The organism is Geobacter sp. PheSNFMC (assembly GCF_059620965.1).
In genome coordinates this window covers 1-17825 of record NZ_JCAMRN010000085.1, presented here as the reverse complement: position 1 = coordinate 17825, position 17825 = coordinate 1, and the positions used below count along the sequence as shown (strand labels likewise).

The following is a 17825-nucleotide window of genomic DNA, read 5'->3' as shown; positions in this document are numbered from 1 at the left end:
AGTTCGAACGGGTTATGGCATCACCGAAATCCTGATAGCTCACAATTTCCAGCAGGGCGTATTTCCCGTCCAAAAGCCTGAAGGCGTATACGGAGCCGACTTCCATATCGGCACGGATCGTGTCCTCCCATGTACGGGCCGAAACCTTGAAGCCGTCCGTGGTGATGCTGGAGATAGTGTTGATGCCCGTTACATCGAGCTTTTTGTATCCGACCCCACTCTTTATCCACAATTGGTTGATTTCAAGCACGATGTCGTCACTGCGCAGAGCTCTCGCTTCCTGGTCGACAAAGCTGAAGCTGAATGCGCTTCCGGACTCCCGGTCGAAGTTCAGTACAAAACTCCCTGATTCCACCGTATCGGCACTGGCTTGCACCACGCCGCCATTGTCGATGGTCGTGATGGCCTCGGTGAACGGCTGGGTGATGACGTCGCCGTCGCTGGTCACGACGATCACCGGTTCGTTCGTGCCGGTGTTGACCGTGCCCGTGGCCACGTTGGAGGCATCGGAGAGGCCGAAGATCAACGGGTTTTTCATGCTGAACACCAGGGGGCCCTTTTCCCCGAGGCTGAAGATGAACTCGCTGGAGCCCTTGTCGGAGAGGGTCTGGCCGCTCCGGGTGGAGGTCAGTTTGCGGCTGAAGGTGAAGCCGGCGTAGATCTTGCCGCTGGCGGCGGTGACGTTGTTCAGGGTGTAGCGGAGGTCGATGTTGTCGAATGCCGTGAAATCCCGGCGGATGGCCCGGTCGAGCACGGCGGGGTCGGCAACGAAATCCTCGCTGACGAGGGCCATGAACCGGGCCGGATCCTCGGCCATGTAGGCCGCCATCAGTTCATCCATGGCCTGGCGGATGAGGGTGGAGATGTTCTGGTCGGAGATGGTGATCTCCTTGCGGGTGGCATCCACGTCGTTGGTCTTGCCGGTGGTGTCGATGATCTTCACGTAAATGACGTACTTCTTGCCGGTTTCCGGGCGGAAGCCATACTCGAAGCTGCCGTCGGAGGTCTTGCGGGCCTTGTCCCAGCTTTCCCTGTTGGTGGTGCTCACCTGCACCGAGCCCACGGCCGACGAACTGGTGGCGGCCTTGCCCCGCAGGACCACCTGGCCGTTGTCCAGGGTCTCCCGGTAGATGGTGACCTTGTCACCCAGCTCGTCGTAGGAGACGCCGTTCAGATAAAGGTAGCGGGTGGAGATCTCATTCTCCGCCTGCCCGAAGATCCACCATTTGGCATGACCGGTGGCGGGCAGCAGGGCCAGCATGGTCAGGATGACAAAGAATCGTACTGCGTTCATGGATTCCTCCTGAATCGGTAAGGGTATCTGCTCGTTCAGTGCAGCCCGAACAGCGGCGGGACGTTCTGGCTGTAGAGCCTGTAGGTGCCGTTTTCACGGATGAACACCAGGGATGTTTCCCTGGTTTCGTTCATGGTTCTGGCGGTCTTGACGTCAGTCCAAGACCGGGTGAAGGTGATGGCCGCAAAGGCCTTGCCGCCATCGTCGAGGGTAATGTTGTTGACGGTGTAGCGGATCGCCAGGTTGTGGTTGGCGCTGAAGTCTCGCCGGACCGCGGTTTCGAGAATGGCCGCCTCGCCCGTGTATCGTTCGCTCACCAACTCGGAGAAGCCGCGACTGTCTTTTGCCTCATAGGCGGCGATGAGCCGGTCGATGGTCTGCCTCACCTGCGCGTGGCTCGTCATGGCCACCGCAGAGGGCGAATCGCCGCCTCCGCCGATCTGCAGCCCCGCGCAGGCGGGAAGAAGGGCACAGGCGAGCAGCAGGAAGAGTCCGGCGCTATAGGCTTTCATAGTGAACCTCCCGAGGGGCATCTGCTTGGCTGCGTACGGGCGCAGTGCAGTCAAGGATACACCATTTCCGTCAGAACTGGATGCTGATGCCCGCGGTGACGCTGGTCTCCCGGAAGTTCCGGCTGCCGGCGGCCAGGTTGGGATCGTAGCGGAAGTCATTGACGCTCGCCTTGGCGTAGAGCATCCCCTGCGCCTTGGCGAGCATTTCGGGCCGCCAGAAGACGTTCGCGCCGGCGAAGGTCTTTGCCGTATCGGTGCCGGCTTCCTTGAGGAGCCGGTTTTCGCCCACCCTGATGGTGGAGGTTATCTTCAGGTCGGGCACGTCCACGCCCAGGCCGGCTGAGTATTCCACGATCTGGTCGGTGTTCTCGGCCACCTCGTCGTTGTGGGTCCAGCCGCCCAGGTAGATGGAGGGCTTCAGCACGAACCGTCCCAGGGTATGCCTGCTGGAGAGGCTGGTGTTGTAGGTGAATTCCACGTCCTTGCGCTTGGCAGCGCCGTTCTGGTCGTAGACGATGATGCCGAAGGTGGAGTCGCTGTCCAGGACGCCGAAGCGGTCCCGGTATCCCATGGTGATGTAGTGGTCAAGGCTCCGCATCACGGGACTGTAGGCCCGGTCGAGCTTGTAGCTGATGTCGGCCACCGCGTACTGGCGCGCGAACGGTTTTTTCAGGGAGACTGCGATCTCGGGCTTGTAGTGATCGGTGCCGTAGGCCTTCTGCCCGTCCAGGTTGTCATGGTACCAGAGCATGGCGCTGGTGATGCTGAGGTCCTTGCTGTACTTGTAGCGCCACTTGGCTTTCACCTTCTCCCGGTCGGGAGTGGCGGACCCGATGGTGGTTCTGAACTCGGGCGAGACCCGCTCGTATTCGAGCGTTACCCGGCTGGGGCCGCCGTCGCCGACGGCCACCACCTTGTGGGCATGGCCGTGGTAGGCGTCGAAGGGAGCGCCGTCGCTCGGGCTCCTGTCGCCGTTGAGCCACGAGGACTCCCCCTGGATGGTGAGCCCGGGGATCGGGCGGTATTCCCAGTCAACGGTCCAGGTCTGGTGGTTGGTCAGCTCTCCGCCCAGGACCCGCACGTGATCGTCGGTCTGGACCCCGCTCAGGCCGATCCAGAAGTCGGGGCCGATGTTCTGCCTGATCTTGCCGCCCGCCACCTGCCGCTCCACCGCGTCCACCCCCCAGAAGTTGTCCCAGCGGGAGTAGGCGATGCCGTACAGGAGGCTCACCTGGGGAAGATGGGACTGCTCCGGGGTGAACTTGTAGGAACCGCCCTTGACCGCAGTGTTCAGGGAGTACTGGGAGAACGCCTCAAAGGTGTCGCCCAGGGTGATCGTGTGAATCTTGTTGGTGAGCCTGCCCTGGAGGTTGGTGAGTGAGAAGGTCTTCTGGTCGTTGCGCCGGTCGTCCGTGGCCTTGGTTCCCACGGTCCAGTTGTAGTCGAAGTCTCCCGCCCGGCCGTTGCCGAAGAGGTTGAGGATCTCCAGGTACCGCGTTCCCTCGGTGAGGGACGACTGGCTCCCGCCGGCACCCTGCACGTCATTGTAGGTAATGGAAAAGTCGTTGGAGCCGTGAATCTCGTGCCCGGCCGCCAGTGCCGCGGCCGGCGCCAGTGCCGCCACCGCCAGCCACGCCGCGAGCAGCCGCAGTCGTCGTGCCTTTTTCAGTCGCTTCATTGGAAATCCTCCCGATGATGTGGTGTGATACGGTTCACTCTGATGGGCTGAATCCGGCAGCGGGCGGCCCTCTCCGCCCGGCCCCCGATTCCGCTGCCGGTCGTTGCGTGTCGTATACGTCAGGGCTGCTCATCCTATCGGTATTCACCATCCGCCCAATAGTCGCCCGACTGTCAACCGGGAAAATTAATGTCGACCAAACTGTCAACCGTGCTATAGTTTCGGTTAATCGCAGTGCGATATCCCAGGTTCGAGCCTGTTCATGATCCTTACAGCATCACTTCCCTTTGTCGCGTTTGTCGTCTGGCTTCTTGCCGTCCCCATGGAGGGATTCCTGCTGACCCGCCTGGGAGCGGACAACGCCATCCTCTTTTTCCTCGTCCCCCACGTCATTACGCTGGCAGTCATCGGGGGGGCCCTTCCGCGGCGGATGCTGCCGCCCCTGGCAGCCGTCGGCGGAGCGGCCGCCGTGGGCTCGACGCTTCTGATCGCGCAGGCTCCCGCCGGCGTCCCCTGGTTCCTGTCCGGGGCCGGCGTGGGGTCAGCCTTTGTCTGCGTCAAGGCGGGCAGCATCCTGAAACGCTCTCCATCGGTTGCGGCATCGGCTGCTGTCGGCCTGGTCGCGGCCAATGCCCTGCTCTTCGTGTTCATGGCTGTCCCCGTGCCCCACAGCGTGAAATTTCCGGCCGCGGCAGCCCTGCTCCTGGTCCCCATCCTTGCGCGCAGCGGAGTCCAGGATGAAGCCGACGGGGAGTCGAATCTGGCTCCCTTTCTCCCCTTCGTGTTCGTGTTCCAGATCGTGAGCGGCCTCATGTACGGGGCCCTGTTCCAGGACTACGCCGCGGCGGCCTTTCTGCCCGGCATCGAGCTCGTCTTTTACGTGGCAGCAGTCATGGCGGGGCTCGTGCTCCTGCACCGCCGGAGAGAGGGGCTGCTGGCCCTGGCGATCGTGATGGCCATGTTCGCCTTTTCCCTGGTTCTGATAGACGGGCCGGCATCGGTCAACGTGGCCCTGTTCGCCATGCAGGCAGCGACTGGATTCCTCGACCTCTACCTGCTGGCGCTGCTCCTTGCCCAAAGGGACACGTGCCGTGCCTTCGGCATCGGTCTCGCGGTCACCTGTGCCGGCATAGCCGCGGGCAAGACAGCCTCCCTCCTGATCGGCGACGCCTCCCATCTGGTCGTGGCCGTGGCGAATCTCGTCCTCACCTCGTCGGTTCTTGTGCTCTATCTGGTCATGCGGAGCGAGCGGCCCCCGGATGCGCCGGCCATCCCGGCCATGGGGGACATGGCAGGGATGGCCGAAACGGGGGCCGGCGAAGGTGGGCCGCCTTTTGAGTTCATGCTTCCGCCGGGCCTGCGCAAGCGTTTCTCCGACCAGGAAAAATCGGTCCTCGCTTGTGTCGTCCGGGGAATGACATTCAAGGAGGCGGCCCGGGAGCTGGATATCTCCGAGTCTTCGGTCAAGACCTACATGAAGCGGATTTACGATAAGATGAGCGTGTCAGGGAAAGAGGAACTGCTGACGAAGCTGGGAACGGAACAACGGGAGTAAGCGCGAAGTGAAGCCGGGGCAGGGAGTGGTGGCTGCACCGGCGTGAAGGGACGGCTGCCGGACCTGCGATGAAGGGGATGGCGGCGGGGCTAGCGCAGGGTGAAATAGAAGGTGGCCCCGTGGCCCACTGCGGCCTCGGCCCAGATCCGGCCGCCGTGGCGGGCGATGATGCGCTTGACCGTGGCAAGGCCCACCCCGGTTCCCTCGAACTGGTCCTCCCGATGGAGGCGCTGGAAGGGGATGAAGAGCTTGTCCGAGTAATCCATGCTGAATCCTGCGCCGTTGTCGCGGATAAAAAACGTCATCTGGTCGTTTTCCCTGACCGCGCTGAACTCTACGATGGCGTGTGCCGTGCCGCTCGTGTATTTCCAGGCATTGCCAAGGAGATTGACGAGCGCCACCCGCAGCAGCAGGGGATCTCCCTGGGCCCACATGCCGCCGCCGATGTGCCATTCAACGTCCCGGACCGGTGACGCCTTGTCCAGTTCAGTCGTAATTTCCCGTGCCATAACGCTCAGATCAACCTTTTGCCGATTCAGGTCGGCACGGGTCACCCGCGACAATTCCAGCAGATCATCGATCAGGCTCTCCATTTTCAGCGTGGCGTGACGTAGCCGCTCCAGATAGAGCTTGTCTTCCTCGCCCAACCGTCCCTGGAGGTCTTCCAGGAGAATCCTGCCGTACCCGTCAATATGGCGCAGGGGTGCCCGGAGATCGTGGGAAACCGAGTAGCAGAAGCTCTCCAGTTCCCGGTTGCTCGCTTCGAGCGCAGCCGTTCTCTCGGCGATCAGCGTTTCAAGATTCTCATTAATTACCCGGGTTTCCTGTTCCGCCCGGATCCGCCTCCTGATCTCCTGCTCGTTCTGCACGGAAAAGACGAAGAACAGGAAGAAGGGAATGAAGGTGATTTCCAGGTAGTCTTCGTAGCGGTCAAGGTAGGGGGTGATGCCGGCATGTTCGATGATGTTCGACAGGCCCACCAGCGTGTAGAGGGACGTGCAGATGGCCAGGAAGAGTTTGGGCAATCTGCCGAGCACGTCCGGGTCGATGCGCAGGGTCGCCCATGTGGCGATGGCGAAGCCGGCAGCCGAGATGATGTCCGGCACGACCGTCGAAGTCATGGCGTCCGGTCTCCTGCGGCGTTCCCGTTACTCCGTCGGGAGATGTGCAGGCATCCGTAGGCGAACATGACGCCGGCGGCGGCACCGGCAAGGTGCTCCAGCAGGTTGAAGGCGTCCGGTGCGATGAACCCTTCCACCACCGTAAACAGGTAGCTGAGCAGCAGGCAGCCGTATGCGACGAGCAGGGAACGGGGGATGCTGAGCCGCCGGGTGCCGAAACCGGCAAAGAATATCAGGCTGATGACGCCCAGCACGAGGTTGAAAAGTTCGCTTTCCTGAAACATCGGGGGGTACTCCATCTGTTATCGGTGGTGCGTTCGAAGGAATTCTCGCGTGTCCGCCTGGTGCTTCATGTGGTTTTTGCCCCGTCGGCGTACGTGCTGGCTTGATGCACTGAATGACATCGCACGTGTTCCGGCAGCGTGAAGCGGAAGATCGCCATCCGGCCTGGTTCTCCTTCGGCCCAGACCCGGCCGCCGTGCCGCTCGATGATCCGCTTTACCGTGGCGAGCCCGATGCCGGTTCCCTCGAATTCGTCGTCCCGGTGCAGGCGCCGGAAGGTGCCGAACATCTTGTCCGCATGGGCCATGTCGAAGCCGACGCCGTTGTCCCGCACGAAAAATACCGTCTCCCCACCTGCCGTTTCAGAGCCCACCTCGATCAGGGCGTCCGGGTTCCCTGCCGTGAATTTCCAGGCGTTTTCCAGCAGATTCTGCACGGCCACCCGGACCAGGACCGGATCGCCGTGGGCCGCGAGTCCCTCGGCGACGGTGCTGGCAACGCGTCGCCCGGGCGAGGCAATGCGCAGGTCGGTGAGGATCTGCTGCGCTATGCTGCTGAGGTTGATCTCCCCGGGGGAGGGCGCGCGGCGGGCAACTCGCGCCAATTCCAGCAGGGCGTCGATGAGCTCCCCCATCCTGACCGCTGCCCGCTCGATGCGGGCCAGATGGTGCTGGCAGGACGCGGTGATCGCGGTGCAGTCCTCGCGGATGATCGAACTGTGGCCGGCAATGGCCCGCAGGGGGGTTCGCAGGTCATGGGAAACCGAGTAGCAGAATCCTTCCAGTTCCTTTGTCGATGCGGCCAGTTCTGCTGTCCGCGCGCTTACCCGCTGTTCCAGTTCGGCGTTGAGCCGCCGGATCTCCTCCTCCACCCGCATGCGTTCGGTGATGTCCTCGCCGATGGCCGTTCCTCCCACAACCCGTCCCCTTGCGTCGCACATGGTGGTGCCGTGCCACGCGATGATGAGCCGTTCCCCGCTTTTCGTCATGATCTCGTACTGGTAGTAGGCGGGGAAATTGCCCCGGGACACGTGATGCCGGTAGAGTTCCGCCAGTTGCTTGCGCTGATCGGTTGGAATGAAGGTCTCGAACCAGTTGCCGCCGACCACCTCCTCACGGCTCCAGCCGGTCAGGTCGAGCAGGTGACGGTTGCAGAACGTTATGGCGCCCCGCTCGTCGAGCATGACGGCGATCAGGCCGCTGTTGTCGAGCATTCCCCTGAGGCGCTGCTCGGATTCACGCCAGAAATACTCGGACTTCCTGATCCGTCCGAGCAGGGGCGAGAGACCGGCGACGGCCGCCACGAACAGCAGCGATATCAAGAGGCCGATTACTTCGTTGAGCAGCAGCGGCGGAGGAGTTGAGGGCGTTCCGTACCAGTGGTAGAGCGCCAACGAACGCCGACCCACCATGAGAAGCGACGCCATGGCCAGAAGCGCCCATGCGAGAGCCCCGCCGGTTACCTTGATCAGCCGGAGGGCGAGAATGGCAGCGACAAGCTGGAGGATAAACGAAAGCGCAATGATGCCGAGAATCATGGGCGCCCCGGAGCGTTGGCAGAAGTTTGATTGTGCCAGGGGCAAGTATATCCCAATCGCACTGGTACTGCCATAGTGAACTTCGTGGCCGTCTCGCCTTGGCACGGTCCGTGGGAACAGGGAGGCGTGCCCGGTGGTTGCCTGCCGGCAGATAGATTGTTCTTGACAGAGATTGGCCGTTCGTGTACCTACCGGTAGGTAGTATTCGGAGTCCGGGAGGAAATGTTCAATGGTGAAGCGGGACAAGAGGCGGGCCGACCATGGTGATTCAGTTGTGCGGGGACGTTTGCTGGCGGCGGCGACGGAGCTTTTTACCATAAAAGGGTACGCGGCCACGTCGGTGCGGGAGATCGTTGAGGCGGCAGGCGTTTCCAAGCCGGTCCTCTATTACTGGTTCGGCAACAAGGAAGGCATCTATCTGGAGCTGATGACCGAGCCGTTCGGCCGCTTTACCGCGCTGCTGGAAGAGTGTCTGGGCACTGCCGGGAGCCCGTGCGGCCGGCTCGTGGATCTGCTCGACCGTACGCTGATGCTCGTCCGGGAGAATCTGGGCGGCACGAGGCTCATGTACTCCATCTATTACGGGCCGCCCCAGGGCGCTCCCTTTGTCGACTTCGAGGGCTATCACCGCCATTTCCAGGACGCCATTCGGGAACTGGTTTCCGGCGGCATCGAGGCGGGCGAGCTGCGTTCGGAAAAGGTGGACGATATGATGTGGATTCTGCTCGGGGTCTTCAATGTTGCCCTGGAGGAGCAGTTGTGCGGGCGTCCGGACCGTCCGCCCGGCATTGACCGGGAAGGGTTGCGGCGCATGTTGACTCTTGTCCTGAACGGATTTGCGGCCCGGACGGCCGCCGAGGTGGAACGATGACTTTCAGATGGATACTGTGCGTGCTTGGCGGGATGTTCTTTGTGGGGAGCCTTGCGGGATGTTCGAAGGATGGCGAGGCGCAGAACGCTCGGGTGGAAAAACCGGCGTTGGCGGTGGAAACGGTTCCCGTGACCGCCCGCGACCTGGCTGAGGGAATCGAGGTTACCGGCAGCCTTGAACCCAAATTCTCGGCCGACGTCAAAACCCAGATCCCCGGGCTGGTAAAGCAGGTCTACGTTACGGAGTGGGTACGGGTCCGCAAGGGGACCCCCCTGGCGCGCATCGACACGGCCGAGCCGGAGGCCCTGGCAAAGCGGGCGGAGGCATCGGTGGAATCTGCACGGGCCGCCCTGGCCCAGGCCCAGGTGAGTGCCACCAGGGCCGAGCGGGAGCTTGCGCGGATCATCAAGCTGAAGGAGTCGGGGCTTGCCACCCAGCAGTCGGTGGACGATGCCCGCACTGAATCGGCCGCGGCCCAGGCCAGGATCGATGCCGCCCAGGCCCAGATCCGGGTGGCCCAGGAGGAACTCCGCCAGGCGCGGGCTCGCCTGGCCAAGGGGCTCGTGGTATCCCCGCTGGACGGAGTGGTGGCCCTGCGGGACGTGAACGTGGGGGACCTGGCCGGCGACGCGGCAACGGGCAAGCCGATCTTCCGCATCGTGGACAACAGGGTGCTCAACCTGACCGTTACCATCCCGTCGGCCGACTCGGCGCGGGTCATGGTCGGCCAGCCCCTGGAGTTTTCCGTGGATGCCCTGCCGGGGAGAACATTCACCGGCACGGTGATGTTCATCAATCCCGAGCTCTCTGCCGAGGACCGCTCGCTGCGGGTCATCGCGGAGGTCCGCAATGACGGGGAACTCCTCAAGGGGGGGCTCTTCGCCAAGGGAAGAATCCTTGTGGGCCGGCGGCCGGCGGTCGTTCAGGTGCCGAGGGATGCCCTGGCAGCCTGGGATACCGCGTCGAAAAAGGCGAGCGTCTTCGTCGTTGCCGGCAACGTGGCGAAGGTGAAGCAGGTGGAAACCGGAGTGGTGATCGGGGATGAAGTGGAGATCGTCAGGGGAGTCGGCCCCGGTGAGCAGCTCGTGACCAGGGGGGGCTTCAACCTGAAGGACGGCGACGTCGTGACCGTTGTCGGGAAGGGCGCTGCGCAATGATCCTGTCCGACCTGTCCATCAAGCGTCCTGTCTTCGCCACGGTGATGATGCTCGTGCTCGTCACGCTGGGGGCGTTTTCCTATCGGCTGTTGTCGGTGGAGATGTACCCCAACGTGGAGATGCCGGTCATCTCCATTGTCACCAAATACCCCGGCGCCTCGCCGGAGACCGTGGAGCGGGAAGTCTCCAAGCGTATCGAGGAGGCGGTCAACCAGATCGCCGGGGTGAAGCATGTGGTTTCCACGTCCCGCGAGAGTGTTTCCACCGTGGTCGTCGAGTTCCGCCTGGAAGAGCGGACCAACGAGGTGGCCCAGGAAGCCCGGGCCAAGGTGAACTCGGTCCGGGGACAGCTTCCCGCCGGGATCGAGGACCCCATCATCCAGAAGCTCGACTTCAATGCCTTGCCGGTGGCGGCCCTGGCGATCCAATCCAAGACCCTGTCGCAGCGTGAGCTGACGACCCTGGTGGACAAGCGGATCAGGAAGCGCTTCGAGAGCGTGGCGGGTGTCGGCAAGGTTGAAATGGTCGGCGGCGCCAAGCGGGAAGTCAACGTTCAGGTTGATCCGGTGCGGCTGGAATCCCTCGGCCTCGGGGCGAACGACGTGGTGCGGGGGCTCCAGAACGAAAACGTGAACACTCCCCTTGGCCGCATCACGCGCGAGGGGGCGGAATACCCCCTGCGGATCGACGGCAAGCCCGATCTGGTGGGGGACTACCGCTCCATGGTCGTCGCCCAGAAGGGGGGGCGCCCCATTACCCTCGGTGAAGTGGCCGCCATTTCCGACGGGGTGGAGGAGCGGCGCACCCTGGCGCTCGTCAACGGCGTGCCAGCCATCGGCATCGATATCTACAAGCAATCCGGGGCCAACCAGGTCCAGGTGGTGGACAACGTCAGGAAGGTCATGGAGAAAATCCGCAAGGAACTGCCTCCCGAGGTGTCGCTGACCCTGGTGCGCGACTCATCGATCATGACCCGCCAGTCCCTGGCCGACGTGGAGGAGACGCTCATCATCGGCGGCATCCTCACCGTCATCATCGTGTTCCTGTTCATTAACTCCTGGCGCTCCACGGTCATCACCGGGGTGACGCTCCCCATCTCGGTCATCTCGTCCTTCATCATCATGAACGCCATGGGCATGACCCTCAACGTGATGACCCTCATGGCCCTTTCCCTCTCCATCGGGCTGCTCATCGACGACGCAATCGTGGTGCGGGAGAATATCGTCCGGCACCTGGAGATGGGCAAGGACCACATGGAGGCGTCCCGCTTCGGGACCAGCGAGATCGGTCTGGCGGTGTTCGCCACGACCCTGTCGATTCTGGCGGTGTTCGTGCCCGTGGCATTCATGCGGGGCATCGTGGGACGCTTCTTCTTCCCCTTCGGCATCACGGTTTCGTTCGCCGTGCTGGTGTCGCTCTTCGTCTCCTTCACCCTCGACCCGATGCTTTCCTCCCGCTGGCACGACCCGGCCGTTCACGCCCACGGCAAGCGCAGGGGCCTGGCTCGCTGGCTCGAATCCTTCAACGACTGGTTCGACCGTGCCGCCGACCGTTACCGCCTGGCAATAGCCTGGGCGCTCGACCATCGCCGGACGGTCATCGCCACGGCTGCCCTGACATTTTTCCTGGGCATCGCCGTCATGGGAACCCTGGAATCATCCTTCATGTCCGAAGAGGATACGAGCGAATTCCAGGTGTCCTTCACTGCCGCGCCGAACGCCAGCATCACCGAGAGCGAGGGCCGGCTGAAGGCGATGCTGGCTGCCATCGGAGACATTCCCGAAATCAGCCATACCTATTCGACCATCGGCGCCGGCGACGGGGGTACGGTGCGCGACGGCCTTCTCTACGTGAAGCTCAGGGAGAAGAAGGAGCGCGAGCGGGGGCAGTTCGAGGTCGAGCGGGTGGTCAGGCAGCGGCTGCAGCGGATCGCCGGCATTACCTTTTCCATCGAGAAGGTGGGTAATGTGGGCGGGGCGGCCAAGCCCCTCAACGTGAACCTGAAGGGCGACGACATCGGGCTCCTGAAGTCGTACGCGGCCCAGCTCAAGGAGAAGATGTACGCGATTCCGGGGATCGTGGACGTTTCCGCGACCCTGGAGCACGACACGCCGGAATACCGGCTGCGGGTGGACCGGGAAAAGGCCCTCTCCGCCGGCGTCACCAGCAACGACGTGGTCACGGCCCTTTCGAGGCTGGTGGGGGGCGAGGCCGTGACCACCTACGAGGACGAGGATGGCGATGCCGTGGACGTGCGGGTGAGGCTGCCCGAGGCGCTGCGCCAGGATCCGGCCCAGGTGCGCGACCTGAAGATCTCGGTGCCGGACAGTGCCGGCGGCACCAAGCTGATTCCCCTGGCCAGCGTCAGCACCGAGTCCGTGGCGGCCACCCCCTCCGAGGTAAACCGTCGCGACCTGTCCCGGCTGGTGACGGTTTCGGCCAACCTGGACGGGCTTCCCATCGGCACGGCGGTCAAGAAGGTGGAGGAGGTCTCCAAAACCATAGCCATGGCGCCGGGGTACAGCATCGGTTTTTCGGGCGAGGCGGAAGACATGGCCGAATCGTTCGGCTACATGGGGGAATCGCTCCTGCTGGCCGTTGTCTTTGTCTTTCTGATCCTGGCCGCCCAGTTCGAATCGTTTTTCGAGCCCCTGGCAATCATGCTGTCGCTGCCGCTTTCCATTGTCGGCATGGCCGGGATGCTGAAACTGACCGGCGACACTATCAATATCATGTCGCTCATCGGCCTCATCATGCTCATGGGGCTCGTCACCAAAAACGCCATCCTGCTGGTGGACTACGCCAAGGTCCTCCGGCGACGGGACGGTCTGCCGCGCCGCGAGGCGGTGATCGAGGCAGGCCGGACCAGGCTCCGTCCCATCGCCATGACGACTCTGGCCATGATCTTCGGCATGCTGCCGTTATTCCTCGGCATCGGCGCCGGCGGCGAGGGGCGGGCTCCCATGGCCCGCGCCGTGGTGGGCGGGCTCATCACGTCATCGCTCCTCACCCTGATCGTGGTTCCGGTCATGTACACCTACACGGACGACCTGGCCGTCCGGCTCAGGCGCTGGTGGCGGGGCAACGGGGAGGGGGAGCTTGCTACCGGTCCGGCCGGCGGTCCCGCGCCGGGGGGGCTGGTTGCTTCGATCCTGAAAAAGGCGCGCGGGATTTCCCTGAAGAAGTTCTTCGGCGTGTTCGCCTGCCTCATCACCCTCGGCACCGGCGCTTTCTCCGCTGAGGCAGCAGAGATCCGCGTCCTGACCCTCGACCAGGCCCTTGCCATGGCCGACGAGCGCAACCGCGACATTGCGAAGGCCCGGGAGTTCTTCCGGCAGGTGGAGGGGCGGTACGTGGAGGAGCGGAGCGCGGCGCTGCCCCAGTTCACCATCACCGGCTCGGCATCCTGGCTGGATGACCGCAGCCAGAAAGCCCTGGCCGGCGGCTTTATCCCCACGCGGCAGGATGTGCGCGCCGCCGGGGTGGAGCTTTCCCAGGCCCTGTACACCTGGGGCAAGGTGAGCGCCGCCATCCGGGCGGCCGATCTCGGCTTCAGGACCGCGGACGAGCAGCTCCGCGCGGCGCGGCAGGATGCCCGCCGGGATGTGGCGGTCGCGTTTTACGATATTCTGCTGGCTCGCGAACAGCTTGCCATCAGCAGCCAGAACCTGGAGCAAAAAGGGCGGCACCTGGATGAGGCCCAGCGCAAGTACGCCGCCGGCGTGGCCACCGACTACGATGTGCTTGCCGCCGGCGTATCGGTGGAAAACGCGCGGCCGGAGGTCATCCGGGCCGAAAACCTGACGCGGCTGGCCACGGACCGGCTTCGTTATTTTCTGGCGCTCGACCAGGAGATCGACGTGGAAGGGGCGCTGTCGTTCGAGCCTGCGGCGGTTCCTTCCCACGCCGAGGCCCTGGCCGTGGCGCGGCGCCAGCGGCCCGAGCTCGAGGAGCTGCGCCGGCGGATCGACATGGCTGGTGAGCTGGTGGCAGTAGCCGATGCGGAGGACAAGCCGCGCCTGGACCTGAAGGCGGGTTACGGCTGGCGCCAGCTCGAAGCCGGGGATGGCCGCGGCGACGGAGCTGCGTGGAACGTGGGACTGTATCTGAGCTTTCCGGTCTTTGACGGGCTCAAGGCGCGGGGCAAGGTCGCCCAGGCGGAAAGCGAACGGCGCAGCCTCAGGATCGAGGAGGCGAAGCTGATGGACTCCGTTTCCCTCGAAATACGGGATGCCGTCAACAATGTCCGGGAGGCGCGCGAAATCGTCTCGGCCCTCGAAGGGACCGTCGCCCAAGCGGAGCGTCTCCTGGCCATGGCCGAGCAGGGGTTCGAGCTGGGCGTGAAAATCCGCCTGGAGGTTGACGATGCAGAGCTGAATCTCCGACAGGCGCGGGGCAATCTGGCCAAGGCGCGCAGGGACTACCTCGTTGCCCGGGTGAACCTTGAGCGGGTCATGGGTGTCTTGGGCGAAGAGGGCGCGGACAGGAACAAGATGTAATGGATTGTTGCTAAAATGTTATCTTGTTGATGCCTGAGTGATATAGTGAAGACAGGAAGGAGAAGGTTCGTTTCCCGGAAAGGAGGCAACGGTCATGAAAGGCGATCGGATGCGTCACATGGTCTGCAATGTGGAAGACAGCCAAACCCTTCACTGCCTGACGGCCAATGCCACCGTATCCTGCGCACGGTGCGGTGCCAAGGCCCATAGTCCGTCCAATGTCTGCGACCCGGTGTCGCTCACCATGGAGGGGGATTGAGGCGGCAGCCAGAGAAAAGCAGATGGAAAAGAAGCGGAAGGCCCGGTAAATCGGGCCTTTTTTCGTTTGGAGTCCGCGTCTGTCAGGCAGCCCGGGTCAGTCCCTCTGCCTCGTACCGTTCCACCACCCTTGCGTAGCGTTCGGTGAAGTCGGCCGGGGTGCGCGCTTCGGCCGACTCGTAGCCCGTCAGGATGCCGCTGCGCACCTCCTCGGGGAGCACCCGTTCGGCCAGGGGATACAGGATGTCGTCTTCCTTGGCGATGTGCTCGCGGAGCATGGTCAGGTAGCCGAGGGCGTTTTCCGCGATGTCCCCGTCACGCCCGGTGCTGCCCGCCAGGGCGGCGGTGGCCGCCTCCTCCATGGCCTTCACGTAGGCCCGGCCCCGGTCGTGCTCCATGAGCATGGCCGCCACCGGGCTGTTCTCGCGGGGCATGCCGTTGTTCACCAGGGCCTCGAAGAGGACGTCTTCCTCCTTGGCGTGGTGGAAGCGGTCGGCATAGTGGCGGATGAAGTCCACCGCGTCGAGATAGAAGCGGTAGTTGGTGTAGAGCCCTTCCGCCGTCAGGGAGGCGTTGCGCTCGAGTACGTCGAGCATTCGGAGGATCAGTTTGTGCTCGTCAACCAGGGCCTGGGTGATGTTGCGCTTCATGGTCAGTTCCTCCTTTCGCCGTCGATGCCGATGATGATGGTTTCCAGCGGCACCGGGTCTCCCGCCTTGGCCAGGGCCTGCTTTACCATGATGTCGAGACCGCGGCAGCAGGGGACCTCCATGATGGCCACGGTGACGCTTTTAACATCGTTGTCGCGGAAGATGGTGGCCAGTTTGTCCACGTAGGTGCCGGTCTCGTCCAGTTTGGGGCACGCGATGGCCAGGGCCTTCCCCTTGAGCAGGTCCTGATGGAAGGAGCCCAGGGCAAAGGCGACGCAATCGGCCGAGATCAGGATGTCCGCATTCCTGAAATAGGGGGCCGAGGGGGGGACCAGGTGGAGCTGGACCGGCCACTGGCGAAGTGCCGACGGGGTCCGGGCGGTGTCGTTAGTAGTGGTTTCTTCTCGTTCGATGACGCGAGCCATGCTGCCGGGGCAGCCGCAACCGAGATGTGACATGGTGTGTTCTCCTTTTCGGGTACTGGTGTAATGGTTGATGAGTGGCCTGTGTTACGCCGCTTTGCTGGTCAGGTAGTCGTTTATTTCCGCTTCGATCCCCGCCTCGTCCTCTTTCGAAAGCCCGTGGATGGAGACCACGTCCTTGAGAAGGCAGATGCCCACCTTGCAGGTGACGCAGCCGATGTCGTAACGCTGCAGGATTTCCCCGATTTCGGGATAGGATGCAAGCACGTCCTGGATGGCCTGGCTGCCGAGATCGTTTTTCAGATTCATTGATTGTTCCTCCCTCGCGTTCAGATGATTCCACCTTACGCCCCTGAGAGAGGAATTTTTATGATGTGGGTCAAGAAATGGCGATTGTAAAAGTCCGGACAAACGGATTGATTCGGATCAGATGCTTTCGATGAACAGGAGTGCCGGATCTTCCAGGTAATTGACGACCTTGCGCAGGAACTGGGCCGCGTCGGCCCCGTCGGTGACCCGGTGGTCGAAGGTGAGGGACAGGGGGAGAATCGTGCGGATGGCGATGCGGCCGGCGTGGACCCAGGGACGGTCGGCGATGCGGCCTAAGCCGAGGATGGCCACGTCGGGCCAGTTGATGACGGGGGTGGCGAACACGCCCCCGAAGTGGCCGAAGTTGGTGAGGGTGAAGGTGCTGCCCCTCATTTCGTCCAGGGTAATGGTCCGCTCCCGGGCCTTGCGGCCCAGTTCCTGGAGCTCCGAGGCCAGTTCGATGATGCTCTTGGCGTCCACGTGGCGGATTACCGGCACCATGAGGCCGTCTGGGGTCTCCACGGCAATGCCGAAGTGATAGTGCTTTTTGAGGATGATGTCTCCGGCTGCGTCGTCAATGGCCGCGTTCAGGTAGGGGTGCTCCCGCAGCGCGTGCTGGACCGCCTTGATGAAGAAGGGGAGAACGGTGAGGTGGATGCCCCGCTGTTCCACCGCCTGCTGCTCCCGTTCCCGCAGGTGCCACAGGTCGGTGATGTCTGCCTCTTCCATTCCGGTGACAAAGGCGGTGTTCCGCTGGGAGGTCATGACGTTGCGGGCAATGGACCGCCGTACCCCCCGAAGGGGAATCCGCTCCGACGGCCCGAACTCGCCGGCATCCGGGCGGACCGGGGCGCCCGCGCCCGCCACGTCTTCGGGGGTGATGCTCCCCCGGGGGCCGCTTCCCCGCACGGTTGCCAGGTCGATGCCCCGTTCCCGGGCCAGCTTCCTGACCAGGGGGGTGGCGAGGATGTCCGGCTGCTGCGTCCCGACGGCTTCCTCCGCCTCGGGGAGTTCGCCCACGATCCCCACGGAGGGTTTTCGCACGGGGGGAGTCTCTTCCTCGACAGCGATGGTCAGGAGCGTCTCTCCGACCATGACGGTTTCGCCCTCACGCCGGGCAAGACTCTGGACCCTCCCGGCCCGGGGCGAGGGAACCTCCACCACTGCCTTGTCGGTCTCCACCTCGGCCACCGGCTGGTGCTCGGTCACGGTGTCGCCTTCCTTCACGAGCCAGCGGCGCAGTTCCGCCTCGGTTATGCCCTCGCCCAGATCGGGGAGCTTGAAGTCATACGGCATCGGTTCCTCCCGGAAGAACTCGTTGCTGCACTATGGGGCGTCCGGCGTTGGCGGTGTCGGCGGGGCTCCTGCTCCGAAAACCTCCACGCGTCACCGGCTGAATTTCATGGGAACGCAACCGCTGCTCCCGGCGCTTTCGCTTCGGCTGATCCGTTGGTGGTTGATGCGGGATCGTTTCTCCGCAGGAGTCCCGCCCCCGCCGTGAGACACCTGTGGAGAGGTCACCCGGATCAGTAGGCCAGCACTTCCTCGACGGCCGCCCGGATCCGCTCCGGAGACGGCAGGTACCGGTCCATGAGCCGGGCCAGGGGCACCGGAACGTCCGGAGCCGTAACCCGCAGCACCGGACCCCGCAGGTGGAGGATCGCCTCCTCCGCCACGGTG

15 protein-coding genes are annotated in these 17825 nt (G+C 63.6%); 5 read left to right on the top strand and 10 right to left on the bottom strand.

The annotated features are described in order from the left end of the window. From AC6CDK_RS15955 to AC6CDK_RS15945, 3 genes are all read right to left on the bottom strand, one after another. Positions 1 to 1294, bottom strand: a 1294-nt coding sequence (locus tag AC6CDK_RS15955; protein ID WP_496639911.1) for a hypothetical protein, incomplete at its 3' end; no start/stop codon positions are given. A gap of 35 nt (positions 1295 to 1329) precedes the next feature. After that, positions 1330 to 1806: a hypothetical protein gene (locus tag AC6CDK_RS15950; RefSeq protein ID WP_039643269.1), complete on the bottom strand. Its 477-nt coding sequence runs from the start codon at positions 1804 to 1806 to the stop codon at positions 1330 to 1332. Positions 1807 to 1876: 70 nt separating this feature from the next. Continuing rightward, the gene (locus AC6CDK_RS15945) at positions 1877 to 3484 is read right to left on the bottom strand and encodes a hypothetical protein (RefSeq protein ID WP_192905499.1); all 1608 of its coding nucleotides are present in this window, start codon (positions 3482 to 3484) and stop codon (positions 1877 to 1879) included. A gap of 262 nt (positions 3485 to 3746) precedes the next feature. Between AC6CDK_RS15945 and AC6CDK_RS15940 the strand changes: the two genes are divergently transcribed. Beyond that, on the top strand, positions 3747 to 5039 hold the full coding sequence (locus AC6CDK_RS15940) for a helix-turn-helix transcriptional regulator (RefSeq protein WP_192905500.1): 1293 nt from the start codon (positions 3747 to 3749) through the stop codon (positions 5037 to 5039). Positions 5040 to 5128: 89 nt separating this feature from the next. Here the strand turns inward: AC6CDK_RS15940 and AC6CDK_RS15935 are convergent, their stop codons facing one another. The 3 genes from AC6CDK_RS15935 to AC6CDK_RS15925 all read right to left on the bottom strand — a co-directional run bounded on the left by AC6CDK_RS15935 (position 5129) and on the right by AC6CDK_RS15925 (position 7979). Beyond that, positions 5129 to 6160, bottom strand: coding sequence for a sensor histidine kinase (locus AC6CDK_RS15935; protein ID WP_039643272.1), 1032 nt, complete (start codon positions 6158 to 6160; stop codon positions 5129 to 5131). Continuing rightward, a complete protein-coding gene (locus AC6CDK_RS15930) occupies positions 6157 to 6444 on the bottom strand; it encodes a DUF8530 family protein (RefSeq protein ID WP_039643273.1) in 288 nt (95 codons plus the stop codon). Before AC6CDK_RS15930 ends, AC6CDK_RS15935 begins: the two co-directional genes overlap by 4 nt. 65 nt (positions 6445 to 6509) lie before the next feature. Then, entirely contained in the window at positions 6510 to 7979 is a 1470-nt protein-coding gene (locus tag AC6CDK_RS15925; protein WP_226048348.1) for a sensor histidine kinase, read from the bottom strand. 229 nt (positions 7980 to 8208) lie between these two features. Between AC6CDK_RS15925 and AC6CDK_RS15920 the strand changes: the two genes are divergently transcribed. The 4 genes from AC6CDK_RS15920 (at position 8209) to AC6CDK_RS15905 (ending at position 14765) form a co-directional block, all read left to right on the top strand. Then, positions 8209 to 8850 carry a TetR/AcrR family transcriptional regulator gene (locus tag AC6CDK_RS15920; RefSeq protein WP_039643274.1) on the top strand — a complete coding sequence of 214 codons (642 nt, stop codon included), beginning with the start codon at positions 8209 to 8211 and terminating at the stop codon, positions 8848 to 8850. Then, positions 8847 to 10007 carry an efflux RND transporter periplasmic adaptor subunit gene (locus tag AC6CDK_RS15915; RefSeq protein ID WP_192905501.1) on the top strand — a complete coding sequence of 387 codons (1161 nt, stop codon included), beginning with the start codon at positions 8847 to 8849 and terminating at the stop codon, positions 10005 to 10007. Before AC6CDK_RS15920 ends, AC6CDK_RS15915 begins: the two co-directional genes overlap by 4 nt. Continuing rightward, positions 10004 to 14506: an efflux RND transporter permease subunit gene (locus AC6CDK_RS15910; protein WP_192905502.1), complete on the top strand. Its 4503-nt coding sequence runs from the start codon at positions 10004 to 10006 to the stop codon at positions 14504 to 14506. Before AC6CDK_RS15915 ends, AC6CDK_RS15910 begins: the two co-directional genes overlap by 4 nt. 94 nt (positions 14507 to 14600) lie before the next feature. Beyond that, entirely contained in the window at positions 14601 to 14765 is a 165-nt protein-coding gene (locus AC6CDK_RS15905) for a hypothetical protein (protein ID WP_052269376.1), read from the top strand. 82 nt (positions 14766 to 14847) lie between these two features. Here the strand turns inward: AC6CDK_RS15905 and AC6CDK_RS15900 are convergent, their stop codons facing one another. The 4 genes from AC6CDK_RS15900 to AC6CDK_RS15885 all read right to left on the bottom strand — a co-directional run bounded on the left by AC6CDK_RS15900 (position 14848) and on the right by AC6CDK_RS15885 (position 17441). Next, positions 14848 to 15414: a hemerythrin domain-containing protein gene (locus tag AC6CDK_RS15900; RefSeq protein WP_039643277.1), complete on the bottom strand. Its 567-nt coding sequence runs from the start codon at positions 15412 to 15414 to the stop codon at positions 14848 to 14850. A gap of 2 nt (positions 15415 to 15416) precedes the next feature. Then, positions 15417 to 15872 (bottom strand): hypothetical protein, encoded by a 456-nt coding sequence (locus AC6CDK_RS15895; protein ID WP_066357092.1) that lies wholly within the window; start codon positions 15870 to 15872, stop codon positions 15417 to 15419. 51 nt (positions 15873 to 15923) lie between these two features. Continuing rightward, positions 15924 to 16145, bottom strand: coding sequence for a hypothetical protein (locus AC6CDK_RS15890; RefSeq protein ID WP_039643279.1), 222 nt, complete (start codon positions 16143 to 16145; stop codon positions 15924 to 15926). Positions 16146 to 16262: 117 nt separating this feature from the next. Further along, positions 16263 to 17441 carry a dihydrolipoamide acetyltransferase family protein gene (locus AC6CDK_RS15885; protein ID WP_066357093.1) on the bottom strand — a complete coding sequence of 393 codons (1179 nt, stop codon included), beginning with the start codon at positions 17439 to 17441 and terminating at the stop codon, positions 16263 to 16265. Between the last annotated feature and the right edge of the window lie 384 nt (positions 17442 to 17825).